Annotated in this window: 24 protein-coding genes and 1 pseudogene; 24 read left to right on the top strand and 1 reads right to left on the bottom strand. The window is 69.9% G+C overall.

The features are described from left to right. Window positions 1–2 precede the first annotated feature (2 nt). From rplR to truA, 15 genes are all read left to right on the top strand, one after another. Window positions 3–383, top strand: coding sequence for a 50S ribosomal protein L18 (rplR, locus tag H181DRAFT_RS26865; protein ID WP_045867045.1), 381 nt, complete (start codon window positions 3–5; stop codon window positions 381–383). 44 nt (window positions 384–427) lie between these two features. Then, window positions 428–1030: a 30S ribosomal protein S5 gene (gene rpsE / locus H181DRAFT_RS26870; protein WP_028433263.1), complete on the top strand. Its 603-nt coding sequence runs from the start codon at window positions 428–430 to the stop codon at window positions 1028–1030. Beyond that, the gene (gene rpmD / locus H181DRAFT_RS26875; RefSeq protein ID WP_045867046.1) at window positions 1030–1212 is read left to right on the top strand and encodes a 50S ribosomal protein L30; all 183 of its coding nucleotides are present in this window, start codon (window positions 1030–1032) and stop codon (window positions 1210–1212) included. The genes rpsE and rpmD overlap by 1 nt, the downstream gene beginning before the upstream one ends. A 1-nt stretch (window position 1213) precedes the next feature. Then, window positions 1214–1669: a 50S ribosomal protein L15 gene (gene rplO, locus H181DRAFT_RS26880; protein ID WP_045867047.1), complete on the top strand. Its 456-nt coding sequence runs from the start codon at window positions 1214–1216 to the stop codon at window positions 1667–1669. A gap of 161 nt (window positions 1670–1830) precedes the next feature. After that, entirely contained in the window at window positions 1831–3144 is a 1314-nt protein-coding gene (gene secY, locus H181DRAFT_RS26885; RefSeq protein ID WP_045867048.1) for a preprotein translocase subunit SecY, read from the top strand. Beyond that, the gene (locus tag H181DRAFT_RS26890) at window positions 3144–3809 is read left to right on the top strand and encodes an adenylate kinase (RefSeq protein WP_045867049.1); all 666 of its coding nucleotides are present in this window, start codon (window positions 3144–3146) and stop codon (window positions 3807–3809) included. Before secY ends, H181DRAFT_RS26890 begins: the two co-directional genes overlap by 1 nt. Before the next feature lie 161 nt (window positions 3810–3970). Then, window positions 3971–4807, top strand: coding sequence for a type I methionyl aminopeptidase (gene map, locus H181DRAFT_RS26895; RefSeq protein ID WP_045867050.1), 837 nt, complete (start codon window positions 3971–3973; stop codon window positions 4805–4807). Between the two features lie 210 nt (window positions 4808–5017). Next, window positions 5018–5239, top strand: a complete 222-nt coding sequence (gene infA, locus H181DRAFT_RS26900; RefSeq protein ID WP_003948620.1) for a translation initiation factor IF-1 — start codon at window positions 5018–5020, stop codon at window positions 5237–5239. Window positions 5240–5303: 64 nt separating this feature from the next. Then, window positions 5304–5417 carry a 50S ribosomal protein L36 gene (gene rpmJ / locus H181DRAFT_RS26905; protein ID WP_003956441.1) on the top strand — a complete coding sequence of 38 codons (114 nt, stop codon included), beginning with the start codon at window positions 5304–5306 and terminating at the stop codon, window positions 5415–5417. A gap of 207 nt (window positions 5418–5624) precedes the next feature. After that, window positions 5625–6005 carry a 30S ribosomal protein S13 gene (gene rpsM, locus H181DRAFT_RS26910; RefSeq protein WP_045867051.1) on the top strand — a complete coding sequence of 127 codons (381 nt, stop codon included), beginning with the start codon at window positions 5625–5627 and terminating at the stop codon, window positions 6003–6005. 67 nt (window positions 6006–6072) lie between these two features. Next, window positions 6073–6477: a 30S ribosomal protein S11 gene (gene rpsK, locus H181DRAFT_RS26915; protein ID WP_028433270.1), complete on the top strand. Its 405-nt coding sequence runs from the start codon at window positions 6073–6075 to the stop codon at window positions 6475–6477. A 26-nt stretch (window positions 6478–6503) separates the two neighbouring features. Continuing rightward, a complete protein-coding gene (gene rpsD / locus H181DRAFT_RS26920; RefSeq protein ID WP_045867052.1) occupies window positions 6504–7130 on the top strand; it encodes a 30S ribosomal protein S4 in 627 nt (208 codons plus the stop codon). Window positions 7131–7234: 104 nt separating this feature from the next. Next, on the top strand, window positions 7235–8257 hold the full coding sequence (locus tag H181DRAFT_RS26925; protein WP_045867053.1) for a DNA-directed RNA polymerase subunit alpha: 1023 nt from the start codon (window positions 7235–7237) through the stop codon (window positions 8255–8257). A 214-nt stretch (window positions 8258–8471) separates the two neighbouring features. Further along, complete coding sequence (gene rplQ, locus H181DRAFT_RS26930; RefSeq protein WP_045867054.1) at window positions 8472–9005, top strand: 50S ribosomal protein L17; 534 nt, start codon at window positions 8472–8474, stop codon at window positions 9003–9005. A 78-nt stretch (window positions 9006–9083) separates the two neighbouring features. Next, window positions 9084–9971 (top strand): tRNA pseudouridine(38-40) synthase TruA, encoded by an 888-nt coding sequence (gene truA / locus H181DRAFT_RS26935; RefSeq protein WP_045867055.1) that lies wholly within the window; start codon window positions 9084–9086, stop codon window positions 9969–9971. Between the two features lie 60 nt (window positions 9972–10031). On the opposite strand, the gene H181DRAFT_RS26940 is transcribed toward truA, so the two are convergent. After that, window positions 10032–10880 carry a hypothetical protein gene (locus H181DRAFT_RS26940; protein ID WP_175439834.1) on the bottom strand — a complete coding sequence of 283 codons (849 nt, stop codon included), beginning with the start codon at window positions 10878–10880 and terminating at the stop codon, window positions 10032–10034. A gap of 55 nt (window positions 10881–10935) precedes the next feature. Between H181DRAFT_RS26940 and H181DRAFT_RS26945 the strand changes: the two genes are divergently transcribed. The 9 genes and pseudogenes from H181DRAFT_RS26945 to H181DRAFT_RS26985 all read left to right on the top strand — a co-directional run bounded on the left by H181DRAFT_RS26945 (window position 10936) and on the right by H181DRAFT_RS26985 (window position 19394). Further along, window positions 10936–12582, top strand: coding sequence for an ABC-F family ATP-binding cassette domain-containing protein (locus H181DRAFT_RS26945; RefSeq protein WP_045867056.1), 1647 nt, complete (start codon window positions 10936–10938; stop codon window positions 12580–12582). A gap of 24 nt (window positions 12583–12606) precedes the next feature. Continuing rightward, entirely contained in the window at window positions 12607–13137 is a 531-nt protein-coding gene (locus H181DRAFT_RS26950) for a GNAT family N-acetyltransferase (RefSeq protein WP_045867057.1), read from the top strand. A 387-nt stretch (window positions 13138–13524) separates the two neighbouring features. Then, window positions 13525–13968, top strand: a complete 444-nt coding sequence (gene rplM, locus H181DRAFT_RS26955) for a 50S ribosomal protein L13 (protein ID WP_045867058.1) — start codon at window positions 13525–13527, stop codon at window positions 13966–13968. 41 nt (window positions 13969–14009) lie between these two features. Beyond that, window positions 14010–14513, top strand: coding sequence for a 30S ribosomal protein S9 (rpsI, locus tag H181DRAFT_RS26960; protein ID WP_045867059.1), 504 nt, complete (start codon window positions 14010–14012; stop codon window positions 14511–14513). 355 nt (window positions 14514–14868) lie between these two features. Next, window positions 14869–16227 (top strand): phosphoglucosamine mutase, encoded by a 1359-nt coding sequence (gene glmM, locus H181DRAFT_RS26965; protein ID WP_045867060.1) that lies wholly within the window; start codon window positions 14869–14871, stop codon window positions 16225–16227. Window positions 16228–16379: 152 nt separating this feature from the next. Continuing rightward, entirely contained in the window at window positions 16380–16640 is a 261-nt protein-coding gene (locus H181DRAFT_RS26970) for a hypothetical protein (protein WP_052708759.1), read from the top strand. A gap of 92 nt (window positions 16641–16732) precedes the next feature. Then, window positions 16733–17452: pseudogene (locus H181DRAFT_RS26975) on the top strand (glutamine--fructose-6-phosphate aminotransferase); the annotation flags it as partial. 59 nt (window positions 17453–17511) lie between these two features. Next, on the top strand, window positions 17512–17880 hold the full coding sequence (locus tag H181DRAFT_RS26980; protein ID WP_045867061.1) for a holo-ACP synthase: 369 nt from the start codon (window positions 17512–17514) through the stop codon (window positions 17878–17880). Window positions 17881–17909: 29 nt separating this feature from the next. Next, a complete protein-coding gene (locus tag H181DRAFT_RS26985; RefSeq protein WP_045867062.1) occupies window positions 17910–19394 on the top strand; it encodes a bifunctional ADP-dependent NAD(P)H-hydrate dehydratase/NAD(P)H-hydrate epimerase in 1485 nt (494 codons plus the stop codon). Window positions 19395–19403: the final 9 nt, after the last annotated feature.

A 19403-nucleotide genomic window follows, 5' to 3' on the forward strand; every position in this document is an offset into this window, starting at 1 on the left:
CCATGGCATACGGCGTGAAGATCGCTAAGGGCGACGCCTACAAGCGCGCCGCCGCCAAGCGCCGTCACATCCGCATCCGCAAGAAGGTCTCGGGCACGCCCGTACGCCCTCGTCTTGTGGTGACGCGCTCCAACCGTCACATGGTCGCCCAGGTCGTCGACGACCTGGCCGGACACACGCTGGCTTCGGCGTCGTCGCTCGACTCGTCGATCCGTGGTGACGGCGACAAGAGCACGCAGGCCAAGCAGGTCGGCGCACTGGTCGCCGAGCGTGCCAAGGCCGCCGGTGTCGAGGCCGTCGTGTTCGACCGCGGCGGCAACAAGTACGCAGGGCGGATTGCCGCTCTGGCTGACGCCGCCCGTGAGGCCGGGCTCAAGTTCTGAGTGCGGTTCCTACGCAGCGGACGTAAACGAGAGAGGTAATTCCAATGGCTGGACCCCAGCGCCGCGGTGGCGGCGCCGGTGGCGGCGAGCGTCGGGACCGCAAGGGCCGGGACGGCGGCGCCGCCGCCGAGAAGACCGCGTACGTTGAGCGCGTCGTCGCGATCAACCGCGTGGCCAAGGTAGTCAAGGGTGGACGTCGCTTCAGCTTCACCGCGCTGGTCGTGGTGGGCGACGGTGACGGCACCGTGGGTGTCGGATACGGCAAGGCCAAGGAGGTGCCGGCCGCCATCGCCAAGGGCGTCGAGGAGGCCAAGAAGCACTTCTTCAAGGTCCCCCGCATCCAGGGCACCATTCCGCACCCGATCCAGGGTGAGGAGGCCGCGGGTGTCGTTCTGCTCAAGCCGGCTTCGCCCGGTACCGGTGTGATCGCCGGTGGCCCGGTGCGTGCCGTGCTGGAGTGCGCGGGCATCCACGACGTGCTCAGCAAGTCGCTCGGCTCCGCGAACCCGATCAACATCGTGCACGCCACGCGTGCGGCTCTGCAGGGCCTTCAGCGCCCCGAGGAGATCGCCGCCCGCCGTGGCCTGCCGCTCGAGGACGTGGCGCCTGCCGCACTGCTGCGGGCGCGTGCCGGGGTGAGTGCGTAATGGCTCGCTTGAAGATCACGCAGACTCGTTCCGTCATCGGTACGAAGCAGAACCACCGGGACACGCTGCGGACCCTCGGTCTCAAGCGGGTCCGTGACGTGGCCGTACGTGAGGACCGTCCTGAGGTGCGCGGCATGGTGCACACCGTGCGCCACCTCGTCACGGTCGAGGAGGTCGACTGAGATGGCGGAGAACAACCCGCTGAAGGTCCACAACCTCCGGCCGGCCCCGGGCGCCAAGACCGCCAAGACCCGTGTGGGTCGTGGTGAGGCGTCCAAGGGCAAGACCGCTGGACGTGGCACCAAGGGCACCAAGGCCCGTTACCAGGTTCCGGAGAACTTCGAGGGCGGGCAGATGCCGCTGCACATGCGGCTGCCCAAGCTGAAGGGCTTCCGCAACCCCGCCCACAAGCAGTTCCAGGTCGTGAACCTGGACAAGCTGGCCGAGCTCTACCCCAAGGGTGGCGAGGTCACGGTGGCCGATCTGGTCGCCAAGGGCGCTGTTCGCAAGAACGAGCTCGTCAAGGTGCTCGGCACCGGCGATGTCTCCGTGGCACTGACGGTGACCGTCAACAAGGTCTCCGGTTCCGCCAAGGAGAAGATCGCCGCTGCCGGCGGCACCGTCAACGAGCTTGACTGAGTTCGCTGACTGACTGGCCGGGGATGTCCCAACGGGGCGTCCCCGGTCCGTCGTTCCATGGCGGGCACCGTCGCCGGTAAGGTGGCGGGCACTGTTGGTATCTGTCGACCCCCAAGACCGTCACCTCTCGCGCGCCAGACGCGGGGGGCGCAGGAGGCACCGTGCTCACCGCGTTCGCCCGGGCTTTTCAGACGCCCGACCTGCGAAAGAAGCTGTTGTTCACGCTCGGCATCATGGTGCTCTTCCGTTTGGGGCAGCACATCCCGGTGCCGGGTGTCAGCTTTGAGAACGTCAACCAGTGCATGAACGAGGCCAAGGGAAGCCAGGGCCTCTTCGGGCTGGTCAATATGTTCAGCGGTGGCGCACTGCTGCAGTTGACCGTTTTCGCGCTCGGCATCATGCCGTACATCACAGCGAGCATCATTCTTCAGCTGCTGGTCGTGGTCATTCCGCGGCTCGAGGCGCTGAAGAAGGAGGGCCAGGCCGGCCAGGCCAAGATCACGCAGTACACGCGTTATCTGACGGTCGCGCTCGCCATCCTTCAGGCGACGGGTCTCGTCGCCACCGCACGCAGCGGCACCCTCTTCCCTCAGTGCCAGGTGCGGGACCAGATCGTCCCTGACCAGTCGATCTTCACGACCGCCACGATGGTCATCTGCATGACTGCGGGCACCGCCTTCATCATGTGGCTCGGTGAGCTCATCACCGACAAGGGCATCGGCAACGGCATGTCCATCCTGATGTTCGTGTCGATCGCTGCCGGCTTCCCCAGCGCGCTGTGGCAGATCAAGACGCAGGGCGACCTGGCCGGCGGCTGGATCGAGTTCGGAATCGTCATCATCTGCGGCCTGGCGATGGTGGGGCTCGTGGTGCTCGTCGAGCAGGCGCAGCGCCGCATTCCCGTGCAGTACGCGAAGCGGATGATCGGGCGCCGGAGTTACGGCGGTACGTCCACCTACATTCCGTTGAAGGTCAATCAGGCCGGTGTGATTCCGGTCATCTTCGCGTCGTCGCTGCTCTACATCCCGGCGCTGATCGTGCAGTTCAGCAACTCGCAGGCCGACTGGGCGCAGTGGATTCAGGCCCACTTCGTCAAGGGTGACCACCCGATTTACATCGTCACGTACTTCGTGCTGATCATTTTCTTCGCCTTCTTCTACGTCGCCATCTCCTTCAACCCCGAAGAAGTTGCCGACAACATGAAGAAGTATGGTGGCTTCATCCCGGGCATCCGGGCAGGTCGGCCCACTGCGGAGTACCTGAGCTATGTGCTGAACCGCATCACATGGCCGGGTGCGCTGTATCTGGGTCTGATCGCCCTGGTGCCGACCGTCGCGCTGATCGCGTTCGGTGCCCAGCAGGACTTCCCGTTCGGCGGGACGAGCATTCTGATCATCGTGGGCGTCGGACTCGAGACCGTGAAGCAGATCGAGAGCCAGCTTCAGCAGCGCAATTACGAAGGGTTCCTCCGCTGATGCGTATCGTCCTCGTCGGGCCGCCTGGCGCGGGTAAGGGAACGCAGGCCGCGTTCCTCGCCGAGAACCTGTCGATCCCGCACATCTCGACGGGCGACATCTTCCGCGCCAACATCAGCCAGGGCACGGAGCTCGGCCGGCAGGCGCAGGAGTACATGCGCGCCGGCCAGCTCGTACCCGACGAGGTCACCATCGGCATGGCGAAGGACAGGATGGCCGAGCAGGACGCCACTGACGGCTTCCTTCTCGACGGCTTTCCGCGCAACATCGCACAGGCCGAGGCGCTGGACCGCATCCTGGACGAGAACGGCCAGAAGCTGGACGCCGTCCTCGACCTGGAGGTCCCGGAGGAAGAGGTCGTGAAGCGGATCGCTGGCCGGCGTATCTGCCGCAGCGACAGCAGCCACGTCTTCCACGCCGAGTACAGCGCCCCCAAGACGGAGGGCGTGTGCGACGTGTGCGGCGGCGAGCTGTACCAGCGGGACGACGACCGCGAGGAGACCGTCCGCAAGAGGCTGGCGGTCTACCACAGCGAGACCGAACCGATCATCGACCACTACAAGCGTCAGGACCTGGTCACCACGATCTCCGCCCTGGGCAAGGTCGGTGAGGTGACCGAGCGTGCGATGAACGCTCTGCGGCAGAGCGATTCGGTCGCCGAGTGACCGGGCTGTTCTGACCGGCCGATGCCGGAATCCGTCCTGCGGTCGCGGTACCCCGACAGGGGGGCCGCGGCCGTTTGGCGATACGGCACACTTGGTGAAGCAGAAGCGCTGCATCCGTCCGGACGCAGACAGCAGGACGCAGGCGAGGAGAGGCACCGCACATGGTGGAGATCAAGACCCCGGAGCAGATCGCGAAGATGCGCGAGGCGGGGCTGGTCGTCGCCGCGATGCACGACGCCTGCCGTGCCGCCGCGGTCCCCGGCGCCAGCACGAAGGATCTGGACGAGGTCGCGGCGAAGGTTCTCGCGGACCACGGGGCGAAGCCCAACTTCCTCGGCTACGGCGGATTCCCGGGCAACATCTGCACCTCGGTCAACGACATCGTCGTGCACGGCATCCCTGACCGGGAGACGGTGCTGAAGGACGGCGACCTGCTCTCCATCGACGCCGGTGCGATCGTGGACGGTTGGCACGGCGACGCCGCCATCACCGTCTTCGTCGGGGAGGGCCACACCGCCGAGCAGCGCGAACTGAGCCGGGTCACCGAGGAGTCCATGTGGGCCGGGCTCGCCGCCATGCGCAAGGGCAACCGCCTCGTGGACATCTCGAAGGCGGTCGAGGGCTACATCCGGCGGCAGCCGCGTCCGGCGTCCGGCTCGTACGGGATCGTCGAGGACTACGGCGGCCACGGCATCGGCTCGCAGATGCACATGGACCCGCACCTGCTGAACTACGTCGACCGTCGCCGCGGCCGGGGGCCGAAGCTCGTGCCCGGGATGTGTCTCGCGATCGAGCCGATGGTGACCCTGGGGACGCCCAAGACGCACGTGCTCTCCGACGACTGGACGGTCAAGACGGACGACGGCAGCTGGTCGAGCCACTGGGAGCACTCGGTGGCTCTGACGGAGGACGGCCCCCTCGTCCTCACCGCTCCCGACGGCGGCAGGGCGAAGCTCGCCGAGCTGGGGGTCACGGCAGCCCCGGACCCGCTGGCCTGAGCCGGCGGCCGCCGGCGGCGGGGCGAATCGGACAGTCGCCCCACCCGTTTCCACTTGGCGCCACCCCTGCATGATGATCATGGTTGCCGGGGAGACTGCCCGAATTCGTCTTTGCGGGGGCCGTGCCGTAGACTGGCTCGTCGGTCCCGGGGTTTTCGTATGCCCGGGGTCACCCCAGGTAGCCGATCCCGGAAGGTGAAGCGCTAGAGCATGGCCAAAAAACAAGGGGCCATCGAGATCGAGGGCACGGTCGTCGAATCTCTGCCGAATGCGATGTTCAAGGTGGAGCTTCAGAACGGTCACCAGGTTCTCGCGCACATCAGCGGCAAGATGCGGATGCACTACATCCGTATCCTTCCCGACGACCGGGTCGTGGTGGAGCTTTCTCCGTACGACCTGACCCGCGGGCGGATCGTCTACCGCTACAAGTAGCTCGACAGATCGAGCCGTCGGCCTGCTGACGCGGGCGGCGGCCTGACCCGGAGAACCTCATCCCATGAAGGTCAAGCCGAGCGTCAAGAAGATCTGCGACAAGTGCAAGGTGATCCGCCGTCACGGCCGGGTCATGGTCATCTGCGACAACCTGCGCCACAAGCAGCGCCAGGGCTGACGCGACTCCGACCGAGCCTTCGCACCACTCGCACTCTTCGCGCGACGCAAGCGAAAAGTACATACGCAGACGCCCGACCCCCCGCCTGAGAATTCTTGCCGGTGGGGACGACACCCTCGGTCGGAGGCCGAGGACCCTGGACGTACGGATCGTGCGGCAGGGGACGGTGCTGCGGCAGACCTCCGCAAAGCAATCAGGAGCCAAGGAATGGCACGCCTCGCAGGCGTCGACCTCCCGCGCGAGAAGCGCGTCGAGGTCGCCCTCACCTACGTCTTCGGCATCGGTCGCACCCTTGCCCAGCGGACCCTCGGTGAGACCGGCGTCAACCCCGACACCCGTGTGCGCGATCTCGGCGAGGAGGACCTCGTCAAGATCCGCGAATACGTGGACAACAATCTCCAGGTCGAGGGTGACCTCCGCCGTGAGATCCAGGCCGACATCCGCCGCAAGGTCGAGATCGGCTGCTACGAGGGTCTGCGGCACCGCCGCGGCCTCCCGGTCCACGGGCAGCGCACCAAGACCAACGCCCGCACCCGCAAGGGCCCGCGTCGCGCGATCGCCGGCAAGAAGAAGCCGGGCAAGAAGTAGTCCTCACCGGACACGCTGCAAGCGGTCCGTGTTGCAGGACCGACGACCTCCACAGGAGTAAATCCATATGCCTCCGAAGGGCCGTACGGCCGGCGCCAAGAAGGTGCGCCGCAAGGACAAGAAGAACGTCCCCGCCGGGCACGCTCACATCAAGAGCACGTTCAACAACACCATCGTTTCGATCACTGACCCGACCGGCAACGTGATCTCCTGGGCCTCCGCCGGCCACGTCGGCTTCAAGGGCTCCCGGAAGTCGACGCCGTTCGCGGCGCAGATGGCTGCCGAGAACGCCGCACGCCGCGCTCAGGAGCACGGCATGCGCAAGGTGGACGTCTTCGTGAAGGGTCCCGGCTCCGGCCGTGAGACCGCGATCCGCTCACTCCAGGCCACGGGCCTCGAGGTCGGTTCGATCCAGGACGTGACCCCGACCCCGCACAACGGCTGCCGCCCGCCCAAGCGTCGCCGAGTCTGACCAGCTGAAACAGGAGATCTGAGACAATGGCGCGTTACACCGGGGCCGACTGCAGGCGCTGCCGTCGGGAGAAGCAGAAGCTCTTCCTCAAGGGGAGCAAGTGCGAGAGCGCGAAGTGCCCGATCGAGATCCGTCCTTACCCCCCGGGTGAGCACGGTCGCGGGCGCACCAAGGACTCCGAGTACCTGCTGCAGAAGCGTGAGAAGCAGAAGGCAGCTCGTATCTACGGCGTCCTGGAGAAGCAGTTCCGCGGGTACTTCAACGAGGCCAACCGTCAGCAGGGCAAGACTGGTGAGAACCTGCTGCGCATCCTCGAGACCCGCCTCGACAACGTGGTCTACCGGGCCGGCTTCGCCAAGTCCCGCGACCACGCCCGTCAGCTCGTCAAGCACGGGCACATCACCGTGAACGGCCGCAAGAACGACATCCCGTCGGCTCGCGTGTCCGTGAACGACATCGTCGAGGTCCGCGAGTCCTCCCGTAACCTGACGCCTTTCCAGGTGGCGGCTGCGGAGGCCGGCGAGAAGACGGTTCCGGCCTGGCTGGAGTCCATTCCGTCGAAGATGCGGATCCTCGTCCACTCGCTGCCCGAGCGCCAGGTGATCGACACCCAGGTGCAGGAGCAGCTGATCGTCGAGCTCTACTCCAAGTAAGGCTCGTAAGGGACGGGTGGTACGGGGCCTGAACGCTCCGTGCCGCCCGTACCCTGTCAGTACGGCATCAAATAGCGGTTGCCGAAGACTGGAGGCATCACCTCATGCTGATCGCTCAGCGCCCGTCCCTGACCGAAGAGGTCGTCGACGAATTCCGCTCACGGTTCGTGATCGAGCCGCTGGAGCCGGGTTTCGGCTACACCCTCGGTAACTCCCTGCGTCGCACGCTTCTCTCCTCGATCCCCGGCGCGGCTGTCACCAGCATCCGGATCGACGGCGTCCTGCACGAGTTCACGACCGTGCCGGGCGTCAAGGAGGACGTCACCGACCTGATCCTCAACATCAAGTCCCTCGTCGTCTCCTCGGAGCACGACGAGCCGGTCGTGATGTACCTGCGCAAGCAGGGCCCCGGCCTCGTCACCGCCGCGGACATCGCGCCGCCGGCCGGCGTCGAGGTGCACAACCCCGACCTGGTCCTCGCCACGCTCAACGGCAAGGGCAAGCTGGAGATGGAGCTGACCGTCGAGCGCGGCCGCGGCTACGTCTCCGCCGTGCAGAACAAGCAGATGGGCCAGGAGATCGGCCGTATCCCGGTCGACTCCATCTACTCGCCCGTGCTGAAGGTCACGTACAAGGTCGAGGCGACCCGTGTCGAGCAGCGCACCGACTTCGACAAGCTGATCGTCGACGTCGAGACGAAGCAGGCCATGCGTCCCCGCGACGCCATGGCCTCGGCGGGCAAGACGCTCGTCGAGCTCTTCGGCCTGGCCCGCGAGCTGAACGTCGACGCCGAGGGCATCGACATGGGCCCGTCCCCGACGGACGCCGCGCTCGCCGCCGACCTGGCACTGCCGATCGAGGAGCTGGAGCTGACGGTCCGCTCCTACAACTGCCTCAAGCGCGAGGGCATCCACTCCGTGGGCGAGCTCGTGGCGCGTTCCGAGGCCGACCTGCTCGACATTCGCAACTTCGGTGCCAAGTCGATCGACGAGGTCAAGGCGAAGCTGGCCGGCATGGGTCTCGCCCTGAAGGACAGCCCGCCCGGATTCGACCCGACGGCCGCCGCCGACGCCTTCGGCGCGGACGACGACACGGACGCCGGGTTCGTGGAGACCGAGCAGTACTGATCTGTTCCGCGGTGCGGTGACCGGCGGCCGAGGCCGTCGGTCACACCCGTGAGAGCGGGGCCTTCGGGCCCGCTCCCTGGCCGGGAATCCGCCCGGTCCGGGATTCCCCTCGGCCCTCGCGGACGAGGGGGCACCCCCTTCCGGTACCTGATACGGCCGGAACTGCCACCGGTACCTGACACGGCCGGTGCAGCAACAGTGAAGGAGAAGCACGATGCCGAAGCCCACCAAGGGTGCCCGCATGGGCGGCAGCGCCTCGCACCAGAAGGCCATGCTGGCGAACCTCGCCACGGACCTTTTCGAGTACGGGCGCATCACCACCACCGAGGCGCGGGCCCGCCGTCTGCGTCCCGTGGCGGAGCGTCTGATCACCAAGGCGAAGAAGGGCGACCTTCACAACCGCCGCCAGGTCATGCGCACGGTCAAGGACAAGAGCGTGGTCCACACGCTGTTCACCGAGATCGGCCCGCGCTACGAGAACCGGCCGGGCGGCTACACCCGCATCACCAAGATCGGTCCCCGTCGCGGCGACAACGCCCCCATGGCGGTCATCGAGCTGGTGGAGGCCCTCACCGTGCAGCAGCAGGCTGTCGGTGAGGCCGAGGCGGCCACGAAGCGGACCGCCAAGGACGCTGCGGGCGACAAGGCCGCCGCGGACCTGAAGAAGGACGCCACGGCGGACGAGGCCGAGGCCGAGTCCAAGGCCGAGGGCGACGAGGCCGCGGCTGAGGAGTCCAAGGACTCCTGACGCGCTCGCAGAGCTCGTGAGCGGGCCCGTCCCCTTCGGGGGGCGGGCCTGTTCCTCTTACGCGGAGAGGATCGCTGCGTGACGGACGTGGTGGAGCCCGGCAAGGTCCGGGTGCGGCTCGACCTGAGCTATGACGGCAAGGAGTTCTCGGGGTGGGCGAGGCAGCGCGCCCGGCGCACCGTGCAGGAGGAGCTGGAGAGCGCGCTCCGCGTGGTGATGCGGCTCGGGGCTGAGGAGGGGGAACAGGTCGAGCTGACGGTCGCGGGCCGTACGGACGCCGGTGTGCACGCGCGCGGGCAGGTGGCGCACGTCGACCTGCCGGAGGCGGTGTGGGCCGAGCACAGCGAGCAGCTGCTGCGGCGCCTCGCGGGACGGCTGCCGGCGGACGTGCGGGTGTGGCGGGTCGGCGCCGCGCCTCCGCACTTCAACGCCCGCTTCTCCGCGGTCTGGCGGCGCTACTCGTACCGCGTCAGCGACCATCCGGCCGGGGTGGACCCGCTGCTGCGCGGGCACGTCCTGTGGCACAACTGGCCGCTGGACGTGGACGCGATGAACGAGGCGGCACGGATGCTGCTGGGGGAGCACGACTTCGCGGCCTACTGCAAGAAGCGCGACGGTGCCACGACCATCCGCACGTTGCAGGAGCTCAGCTGGACGCGCCGTACGGACGGAGTGCTGGAGGCGACGGTCAAGGCGGACGCGTTCTGCCACAACATGGTGCGTTCGCTGGTAGGGGCGATGCTCTTCGTCGGGGACGGGCACCGCCCGCCGGACTGGCCGGGGCAGGTGCTCGCCGCCGGTGTACGGGACTCCGCGGTCCATGTCGTACGGCCGCACGGGCTCACGCTGGAGGAGGTCGGCTACCCCGCGGACGGGGAGCTGGCGGCGCGCAACCTGGCGGCCCGCAACAGGCGTTCGCTGCCCGTCGCCGGGGCGGGGAACGGCACGGCTGCCGGCTGCTGCTGAGCGGGAAGCCGCCCGCCGCGTGCCGGTCGCGGCCCCGTGCCGGTCGCGGCCCCCGGAGCGCTACCCGGGGGAGGCCCCCACGGCCTTGGCCGCCTGCTCCTTGCCGCGCTGCTGGAGGCGCGCGTACGCGTACGTCGAGCCGTCGCGGCCGGCCTGCTCCGCCTGCTTGTCGGAGTTCGTGGACGGCTTGCCGTTGGTGCGCCCGGAGATCGTGAAGTAGGCGTACCGGCCGTAGGAGTTGGCCGTCGTACGGCACGTGACGGTGCGGCAGAAGTCGGGGACGCCCTTGCCCGGCAGGGCGACGAGGTTTGGCTTGTACCCCGACTTCACCGTGTTGGCGGTCTTGGCGTCGTCGAACGCGGCGATGCCGACGGTGACGGCCAGGCCGTTCCGCGTGAACGTCGCCCTGTAGAGGCTGATGCAGTCGTTCTTGCTGAGCACCGGTCCGAGACCCGCGTGGGCCGCGTCCGTGCAGCCCTTGCTGGTGTCGGTGGCGGCCCGCTTGTAGGGGCGGCCGTTGATCTTGATGGTCCTGTTCGGGAAGAGCGTGGCCGTACTGAGGGGGGCCTTGTCGCGCCTGGCGTCCGACACGAAGTCGCGGGGCGGTGGAGGGGGCGGCGGCTCGTCCTTGAACGTCGGCTCCGGCTGGCCCGCGGTGCTCGACGGCAGGTCCTCGGGGGTGGGCAGGTCGCCCGACGGCTTGTCCGACGCGGTGCCGCTGCCCCCGCTGTCGACGACGGCCACCGCCACTATGCCGGCGACGGCCACGGTGGCCAGCGCGCTGACACCGATGATCGTCCAGCGTCGCCGCCGCGCCCGGCTGCGTTCCGTCCGCTCGGCCAGTGCCGCCCAGTCGGGAGTCGAACCGTCTCCCTGGCCCCAATCGGGGCCACCCTGCCCAAAGCTCATGGGCGCATCTTATTCGGTTGGATTCCGGGTGATGCCAGCGCGAGAATCCACAAACATGGGGCACCTCGAAGTCGCGCATCTCGACCACCGTCTGCCGGACGGGCGGCTGCTGCTCGCCGACGTCTCCTTCCGGGTGGGCGAGGGCGCCTCGGTCGCGCTGGTCGGGCCGAACGGCGCGGGCAAGACGACCCTGCTGCGCGTCGTCTCCGGTGAACTCGCCCCGCAGAGCGGGACGGTGACGACCAGTGGGGGACTGGGAGTGATGCCGCAGTTCATCGGCGTCGGCACCGACGGCGACGACGAACGCACCGTCCGGGATCTGCTGGTCTCGGTGGCGCCGCCCCCGATCCGCGAAGCCGCCGAAGCGGTGGACGCGTCCGAACTGGCCGTCATGGAGGCCCCGTCGGACGACGAGGCCACCCAGATGCGGTACGCGCAGGCCCTCGCCGACTGGGCGGAGGTGCAGGGCTACGAGGCCGAGACCCTGTGGGACAAGTGCACCACCGCGGCGCTCGGCATCCCGTACGAGAAGGCGCAGTGGCGCACGCTGAACACCCTCTCCGGCGGCGAGCAGAAGCGGCTCGTGCTGGAGTCGCTGCTGCGCGGCGGCGACGAGGTCCTGCTGCTGGACGAGCCGGACAACTATCTGGACGTGCCGGGGAAGCGCTGGCTGGAGGAGCGCCTGCGGGAGACCCGCAAGACCGTGCTGTTCATCTCCCACGACCGCGAACTGCTCGCCCAGGCCGCCGACAAGATCGTCAGCGTGGAGCCCAGCCCGGCCGGCAGCGAGGTGTGGGTGCACGGCGGCGGGTTCCGCACCTACCACGCGGCGCGGCAGGAGCGCTTCGCCCGCTACGAGGAGCTCCGCCGGCGCTGGGACGAGAAGCGGGCGCAGCTGAAGAAGCTGGTGCTGGACATGCAGCAGTACGCGGCCCGCAGCCACGAGATGGCCTCCCGGTACCAGGCGGCCAGGACCCGGCTGCGGAAGTTCGAGGAGGCGGGGCCGCCGCCGGAGCCACCGCGCGAGCAGCGCATCACGATGCGGCTGCGCGGCGGACGTACCGGTGTGCGAGCCGTGACGTGCGAGGACCTGGAGCTGACCGGGCTGATGAAGCCCCTGTCCCTGGAGGTCTTCTACGGCGAGCGTGTCGCGGTCCTGGGTTCGAACGGCTCCGGCAAGTCGCACTTCTTGCGGCTCCTCGCGGACGGCCCGGACGGCACCGCCGTGGCCCACACCGGCAAGTGGAGGCTGGGCGCCCGCGTGGTGCCCGGGCATTTCGCGCAGACGCACGCGCATCCGGAACTGGCGGGGCGCACCCTGCTGGACGTGCTGTGGACCGAGCACTCCCTCGACAAGGGCGCCGCGATGTCCGCCCTGCGCCGCTACGAGATGACCGGGCAGGCCGAGCAGCCCTTCGACCGGCTCTCGGGCGGGCAGCAGGCGCGCTTCCAGATCCTGCTGCTGGAACTGGCGGGGACGACGGCGCTGCTGCTGGACGAGCCCACCGACAACCTGGACCTGGAGTCCGCGGAGGCGCTCCAGCAGGGGCTGGAGGCGTACGAGGGCACGGTGCTGGCGGTGACGCACGACCGCTGGTTCGCCCGGTCCTTCGACCGCTTCCTGGTCTTCGGCTCGGACGGCGTCGTACGGGAGACGCCGGAGCCGGTGTGGACGGAGGGGAGAGTGCGGCGGCAGCGCTGAGCAGGCGCTTCCAGGCTCGCGACCATGGACACCATCGTGGACTCCTTGCGGATCAGACCGGGAACCCCCGCCGACGCACCGGCCATCCTGGCCATGCTCGACTCGGCCGTGGCGTGGATGAACGCGCGCGGCAACACCGAGCAGTGGGGCACGACGCCGCACTCGCAGAGGCCCGGATGGGCCGCGCGGGCAGTGCGGTACACGACCGAGAACGCGGCGTACGTCGCGGAGCTGGACGGCGCGCCCGCCGGCGTACTGGTGCTGGACTCGGGGCCGGACCCGGACATGCCGGTCCCGCGGGCCGGCGAGCCCGAGCGGTACGTCCGCCTGCTGGTCTCCGACCGGCGGTACGCCGGTCTGGGCGTCGGCGCGGCGCTGCTGGCCCATGCCGCCGAGGAGACCCGGCGGGCCGGCCTGAGGCTGCTGCGGGTCGACTGCTGGGCGGGCGGTGGGGGCGAACTCGTCGCGTTCTACGAGCGGAACGGCTTCGTTCCGACCGAGCGGTTCCTGTCGGACGCATGGCCGGGACAGGTGCTGGCCATGCGGGTCGCCTGACGGGAGCGGCGTGCCGCGCGGCGCCGTACGCGCACGGTCTTCGGTGGCGGCCGTCCGCCGGGCACGGGCCGTGCCGCGGACGGAGAACGGGCGGTCACAGCCCGTGCCGCCCCGCTTTGACCCGTACGGGTGCGCACCGGTAAGCTGCCGGTTCGTTGTGTGTATTGGCTTGCTCATTCTCACGTGGGAGGGCCTTACACCCGGCCCACCGGCCGATGACCAGCGACCAGCACCCGCGGCCCGCGTCACCGCGGTGTGGTCAAGCCTGTCGTGATCTGCCAGGTGGCCTTGTCAGGACCTTTCTCCGGGGCCCCGTGCTCAGGGAGATCCGTCACCCGACCCCTCGCGGGGCCGGGGAGACCCCACCTAGAAGCGAAGGCTAAGACCGTGCGTACGTACAGCCCCAAGCCCGGCGACGTCCAGCGCCAGTGGCATGTCATCGACGCGCAGGACGTTGTCCTGGGCCGTCTGGCCACCCAGGCCGCCACCCTTCTCCGGGGCAAGCACAAGCCGGTGTACGCGCCTCATGTCGACACCGGTGACTTCGTCATCATCATCAACGCCGACAAGGTGCACCTGTCCGGCAACAAGCGGACCCAGAAGATGGCCTACCGCCACTCCGGTTACCCGGGTGGTCTGCGGTCCGTCCGCTACGACGAGCTGCTGGAGAAGAGCCCGGAGAAGGCCGTCGAGAAGGCGGTCAAGGGCATGCTCCCCAAGAATTCGCTGGGCCGTCAGATGCTCTCCAAGCTGAAGGTCTACGCGGGCGACCAGCACCCGCACAGCGCCCAGCAGCCGGTGCCGTTCGAGATCAGCCAGGTCGCGCAGTAAGTCCGGCCACCAACCGACACAGAGAGAAGTTGAGGAGAATCGTGGCCGAGACCACTGCTGAGACCCCCGTCGAGGGCGTCGAGGAGTACACGACCGAAACCCCTGAGGCGCCGGAGGAGTTCACCTCCGAGTCCCTCGCATCCCGCTTCGGCGACCCGCAGCCCGCTGCCGGCACCGGCCGCCGCAAGAACGCCGTGGCCCGCGTCCGCATCGTCCCGGGCAGCGGCCGCTGGAAGATCAACGGCCGCACCCTCGAGGGCTACTTCCCGAACAAGGTGCACCAGCAGGAAGTCAACGAGCCCTTCAAGGTGCTCGAGCTCGACGAGCGCTACGACGTCGTCGCCCGCATCAACGGCGGCGGCATCTCGGGTCAGGCGGGCGCGCTGCGCCTCGGCGTCGCCCGTGCGCTGAACGAGGCGGACACGGACAACAACCGTGGCCCGCTGAAGAAGGCCGGCTTCCTGACCCGTGACGCTCGCGCCGTCGAGCGCAAGAAGGCCGGTCTGAAGAAGGCCCGTAAGGGAACGCAGTACAGCAAGCGCTGAGGCGCTGCACCGGCTGCACTGCTCACCGCAGCTGTGCGAACCGCCCCGGGGGTACGAAACCGTGCCCCCGGGGCGTTCGTCTATGAGGAGGATGCGCAGTCCGGCTGCGGGGTGCGTGAGCGCGCCGTGGTGCGGGGAAGCGCCGTGGACGGGCGTGCGGCGGATACCTTGCACGGACCGGATGGACCGGGCGGCCCGGACGCGTCCGGGAGCATGCGGGGGCGGACGGCGGCAGGCCGGCATCGCGCCGGTTCCGCGTCCGCCCGGCGGGCGGCTTCATACAGCTCGCATACGGGCCGGGCTCCCGCCACCCGGCCTGGTGCTCGTACTCGACTCGGACTCGGAGGAACCACAAGTGGGACGACTCTTCGGTACGGACGGCGTGCGCGGTGTCGCCAACGAAGGCCTGACGGCCGAGCTCGCGCTCGGTCTGTCCGTCTCGGCGGCCCATGTGCTCGCCGAAGTGGGCTCGTTCGAAGGCCACCGGCCGGTGGCCGTGGTCGGACGGGATCCGCGTGCCTCCGGAGAGTTCCTGGAGGCGGCGGTGGTGGCGGGCCTCGCCAGCGCCGGAGTCGACGTCCTGCGGGTGGGTGTGCTGCCGACTCCCGCGGTCGCGTATCTGACGGGTTCGCTGGGGGCGGACCTCGGCGTGATGCTCTCCGCCAGCCACAACCCGATGCCGGACAACGGCATCAAGTTCTTCGCGCAGGGCGGCCACAAGCTCGCCGACGAGCTGGAGGACCGCATCGAGTCGCTGTACCGGGAGCACGGCGCCGGTCAGCCCTGGGCCCGTCCGACGGGCGCGGGCGTGGGGCGGGTCCGCGACTACGACGAGGGCTTCGACAACTACGTGGCGCACCTCGTGGGCGTACTGCCGAACCGGCTGGACGGCCTGAAGATCGTCATCGACGGTGCGCACGGCGCGGCCTCGCGCGTCTCCCCGGAGGCGTTCGCCCGCGCGGGCGCCGAGGTGGTCACGATCGGCGCCGATCCCGACGGCCTGAACATCAACGAAGGCTGCGGCTCGACCCATATGCAGGGGCTCCGGACGGCCGTCGTGGAGCACGGAGCGGACTTCGGCGTCGCGCACGACGGGGACGCGGACCGCTGCCTCGCCGTGGACGCCCAGGGCGAGGAGATCGACGGCGACCAGATCCTGGCCGTACTGGCCCTCGCGATGAGGGACGCGGGCCGGCTGCGCAAGGACACCGTGGTGGCCACCGTCATGTCGAACCTCGGCTTCAAGCTGGCCATGGCACGTGAGGGCATCGAACTGCTCCAGACGGCCGTCGGCGACCGCTACGTGCTGGAGGAGATGAAGCGGGGCGGATACGCGCTGGGCGGCGAGCAGTCCGGGCATGTCATCGCACTCGACCACGCCACCACCGGGGACGGCACCCTGACCGGGCTGATGCTCGCCGCCCGCGTCGCCGACACGGGCAAGCCGCTGGCGGAGCTGGTGAGCGTGATGGAGCGGCTGCCGCAGGTCCTCATCAACGTGCGTGACGTCGACAAGAGCCGGGTCGACACCTCTGCCGAGCTCGCCGCCGCCGTCAGCGACGCGGAGAGGGAACTGGGCAGCACGGGCAGGGTCCTGCTGCGCTCCTCGGGCACGGAGCCGCTGGTGCGGGTGATGGTCGAGGCCGCCGACAAGGAGCAGGCCGACTCCGTCGCCGGGCGGCTGGCGGACGTGGTCAAGAGCTCGCTCGGCTGAGCCCGGCAGCCGGCCCGGCTGCTCCCATCCGCTGGTGACGAAGGGTGCGCTCGCCGAGAGCGCACCCTTCGTCGCGCTCACGACAACCCGCCGTGAAAACGGTATGCACGGACGGTGTACGGAGGGTGGGGTTTCCCGCTACGTTTCACCGCATGTCACACCGCATCGGCCGCATGAGCCTCAAGTACCGCAGACGGAGACGTCCCGGCCGGCCCCCGCTGCCGGCGAAGCGGGACTTCGCAGCGCGCATACAGAGCGACCTGGCTCTGGAGGACCTCCCCGACGAGGACTTCTGCGAGGACCTGACGGAGACCCTCGACATGTACGTCGTGGGCAGCAAGCCCAGGTGCGAGGAAGCGGAGTACCTGGAGCTGATGGAGGACGCCATAGAACGCATAGCGCGCGGCCACTGAGGGCCGCCGTGCGCGGTCGCGGGCGGACGGTGCGGGCGCCGGCCTGCCCGCGCGGTGTCGTCGCGCCGCCGGGCGCCGCTTAGGCTGCTCGCATGTGCGGAATCGTTGCGTACGCGGGTGGGCGCTCCGCCCTCGATGTGATCCTCGCCGGGCTGCGGCGGCTGGAGGGCCTCGGCTACGACTCCGCCGGTGTCGCCGTCCTCGTGGACGGCGGGCTGGCGGCCGCGAAGAAGGCGGGCCCGTTCGCCGATCTGCACGCGGAGTTGGCGGAGCGTCCGCTTCCGGCCGGGACGACCGGGATCGGGCACGTCAGACGGGCCACACACGGCCCGGCCGTCGACGCGAACGCGCATCCGCATCTGGACAACTCCGGCCGTGTCGCGGTCGTCCACAACGGCGTGATCGGCAACTCCGGTGAACTGCGGGACGAGTTGGCCCGCCGCGGACACGAACTCGCCTCCGGCACGGACACGGAGGCCGCCGCCCATCTGCTCGCCGAGCACTTCTCCTCATGCGGCGACCTCGCGGAGGCGATGCGCCAGGTCTGCCGCCGGCTCGTGGGCGAGTTCGCGCTCGTGGCGGTGCACGCGGACGAGCCCGAGGTGGTCGTGGGCGCGTCCAGGGGGCTGCCGCTGTCGGCGGGGCTCGGGGAGGGTGAGCTGTTCCTGGCGTCCGACGACGCCGTCTTCGCGCCGTACGTCCGTGAGGCCGCTGCCGTGGGCGAGGACCAGGTCGTGGTGCTGCACCGGGACGGTGTGCGCATCACGGACTTCGAGGGGGTGCCGGTGGACATGCGCACGTACAGGGTGGAGTCCGGGGACTCCGGCACCGGCGGGGGAGCCGTCCGGGAGACTTCGGGCGGGAGTTCGCGTTGATCGTCGGGGTGGGCATCGACGTCGCCGAGATCGAACGGTTCGGCCAGGCCCTGAAACGCACACCGATACTCGCCGAACGGCTGTTCGTGGAGGCTGAGTTGTGGCTTCCCACGGGTGAGCGCCGCGGGGTCGCCTCTCTCGCGGCGCGCTTCGCCGCGAAGGAGGCGCTGGCCAAGGCGCTGGGCGCTCCGGGCGGGATGAGCTGGACGGACGCCGAGGTCGTGGCCGCGGCGTCGGGCCGGCCGTCGCTCCGGGTGAGCGGCACCGTGGCGGCTCAGGCCGAACTGCTGGGCGTACGCGGATGGCATCTGTCGCTGTCGCACGACGCCGGGATCGCCTCCGCCGTTGTCATCGCGGAGGGGTGAGGCCCGGCCCGGTCGGTCAGACTGGGGTCATGAGGACTGCCTACAGCGTGGAGACCGTACGGGCCGCTGAGCGGGAGCTGATGGGGCGGCTGCCCGACGGGGCGCTGATGCGGCGGGCCGCGGCCGGTCTGGCCGCCGCCTGCGCGGGGATGCTCGGACGTACGTACGGCAGCCGCGTCGTCCTCCTCGTGGGCAGCGGCGACAACGGCGGCGACGCGCTCTACGCGGGTGCGCGTCTTGCGCGACGAGGCGCGGGGGTGAGCGCCGTGCTGCTGTCGCCGGAGAAGGTCCACGAGGGCGGTCTGGCAGCGCTGCGGGCGGCGGGCGGCCGCGTGCTCGTGGCGCCGGGCGCCGTGGTCGAGGGTGAGTCCGCCCCGGTGGAGCCGGTCATCGCGCGGGCGGACCTCGTGGTCGACGGCATCGTGGGCATCGGCGGCAAGGGCGGACTGCGGCCCGTAGCCGTGGAGTTGACGGACGCCGTGCGTGCCCCCGTCGTGAGCGTGGACCTGCCGAGCGGCGTCGACGCCGACACCGGAGAGGTGCGGGGCGTGGCCGTCCGGGCCGACGCGACGGTCACCTTCGGTGCGTACAAGCCGGGACTGCTCGCCGATCCGGCGCGGGAGCACGCGGGCGCGCTGCGGCTCGTGGACATCGGACTCGGCCCGTACCTGCCGCCGGATCCGGTGGTCGAGGCGCTGCAGCACGCGGACGTGGCGGCGCTGCTGCCGCGTCCGGGCGCGGAGAGCGACAAGTACAGGCGCGGCGTCGTCGGGATCGTGGCGGGATCCGCGCGCTATCCGGGCGCCGCCGTGCTCGCCGTCTCCGGTGCGCTCCGCGGCGGCGCCGGGGCCGTGCGCTACGTGGGGCCGGCGGCGGACGCGGTGATCGCCCGCCATCCGGAGACGCTCGTCTCGGCGGGACCGCCCAGCAAGGCGGGGCGCGTGCAGGCGTGGGCCGTCGGGTCGGGTCTCGGGGACGACAAGGACCGGCTGAGGGACGTACTGGCGGCCGACGTGCCCCTGCTCATCGACGCCGACGGACTGCGGCTGGCGGACGAGGCGGCGCTGCGTGCCCGTACGTCCCCCACCGTGCTGACCCCGCACGCCGGGGAGGCGGCGGCGCTGCTCGGCTGGGAGCGCGAGGACGTCGAGGCGAGGCGGCTGGCCGCCACCCGGGAGCTGGCTCTGCGCACGGGCGCGACGGTGCTGCTCAAGGGGTCGACGACGGTGGTGGCGGACGGCGGGTCCGCCGGTGAGAGGGGCGGCGGGCCCGCGGAGGCGGCCCCCGTCCGGATCAACCCGACGGGTACCGGATGGCTCGCCACGGCCGGGACGGGGGACGTGCTCGCCGGGCTCGTGGGGGCGCTGCTCGCCGCCGGGCTGAACGGCCGGGACGCGGCGTCGGTGGGCGCCTACGTGCACGGGATGGCGGGACGGTTCGCGCCGCGGCCCGCCGGGGCGTCGGACGTGGCGGAGGCGCTGAGCACCGCCTGGAAGGACCTGCTGGCGGGCTGACGGACCTCC

Source organism: Streptomyces sp. WMMB 714 (assembly GCF_900090125.1).
Taxonomy (GTDB): Bacteria; Actinomycetota; Actinomycetes; order Streptomycetales; family Streptomycetaceae; genus Streptomyces; species Streptomyces daqingensis.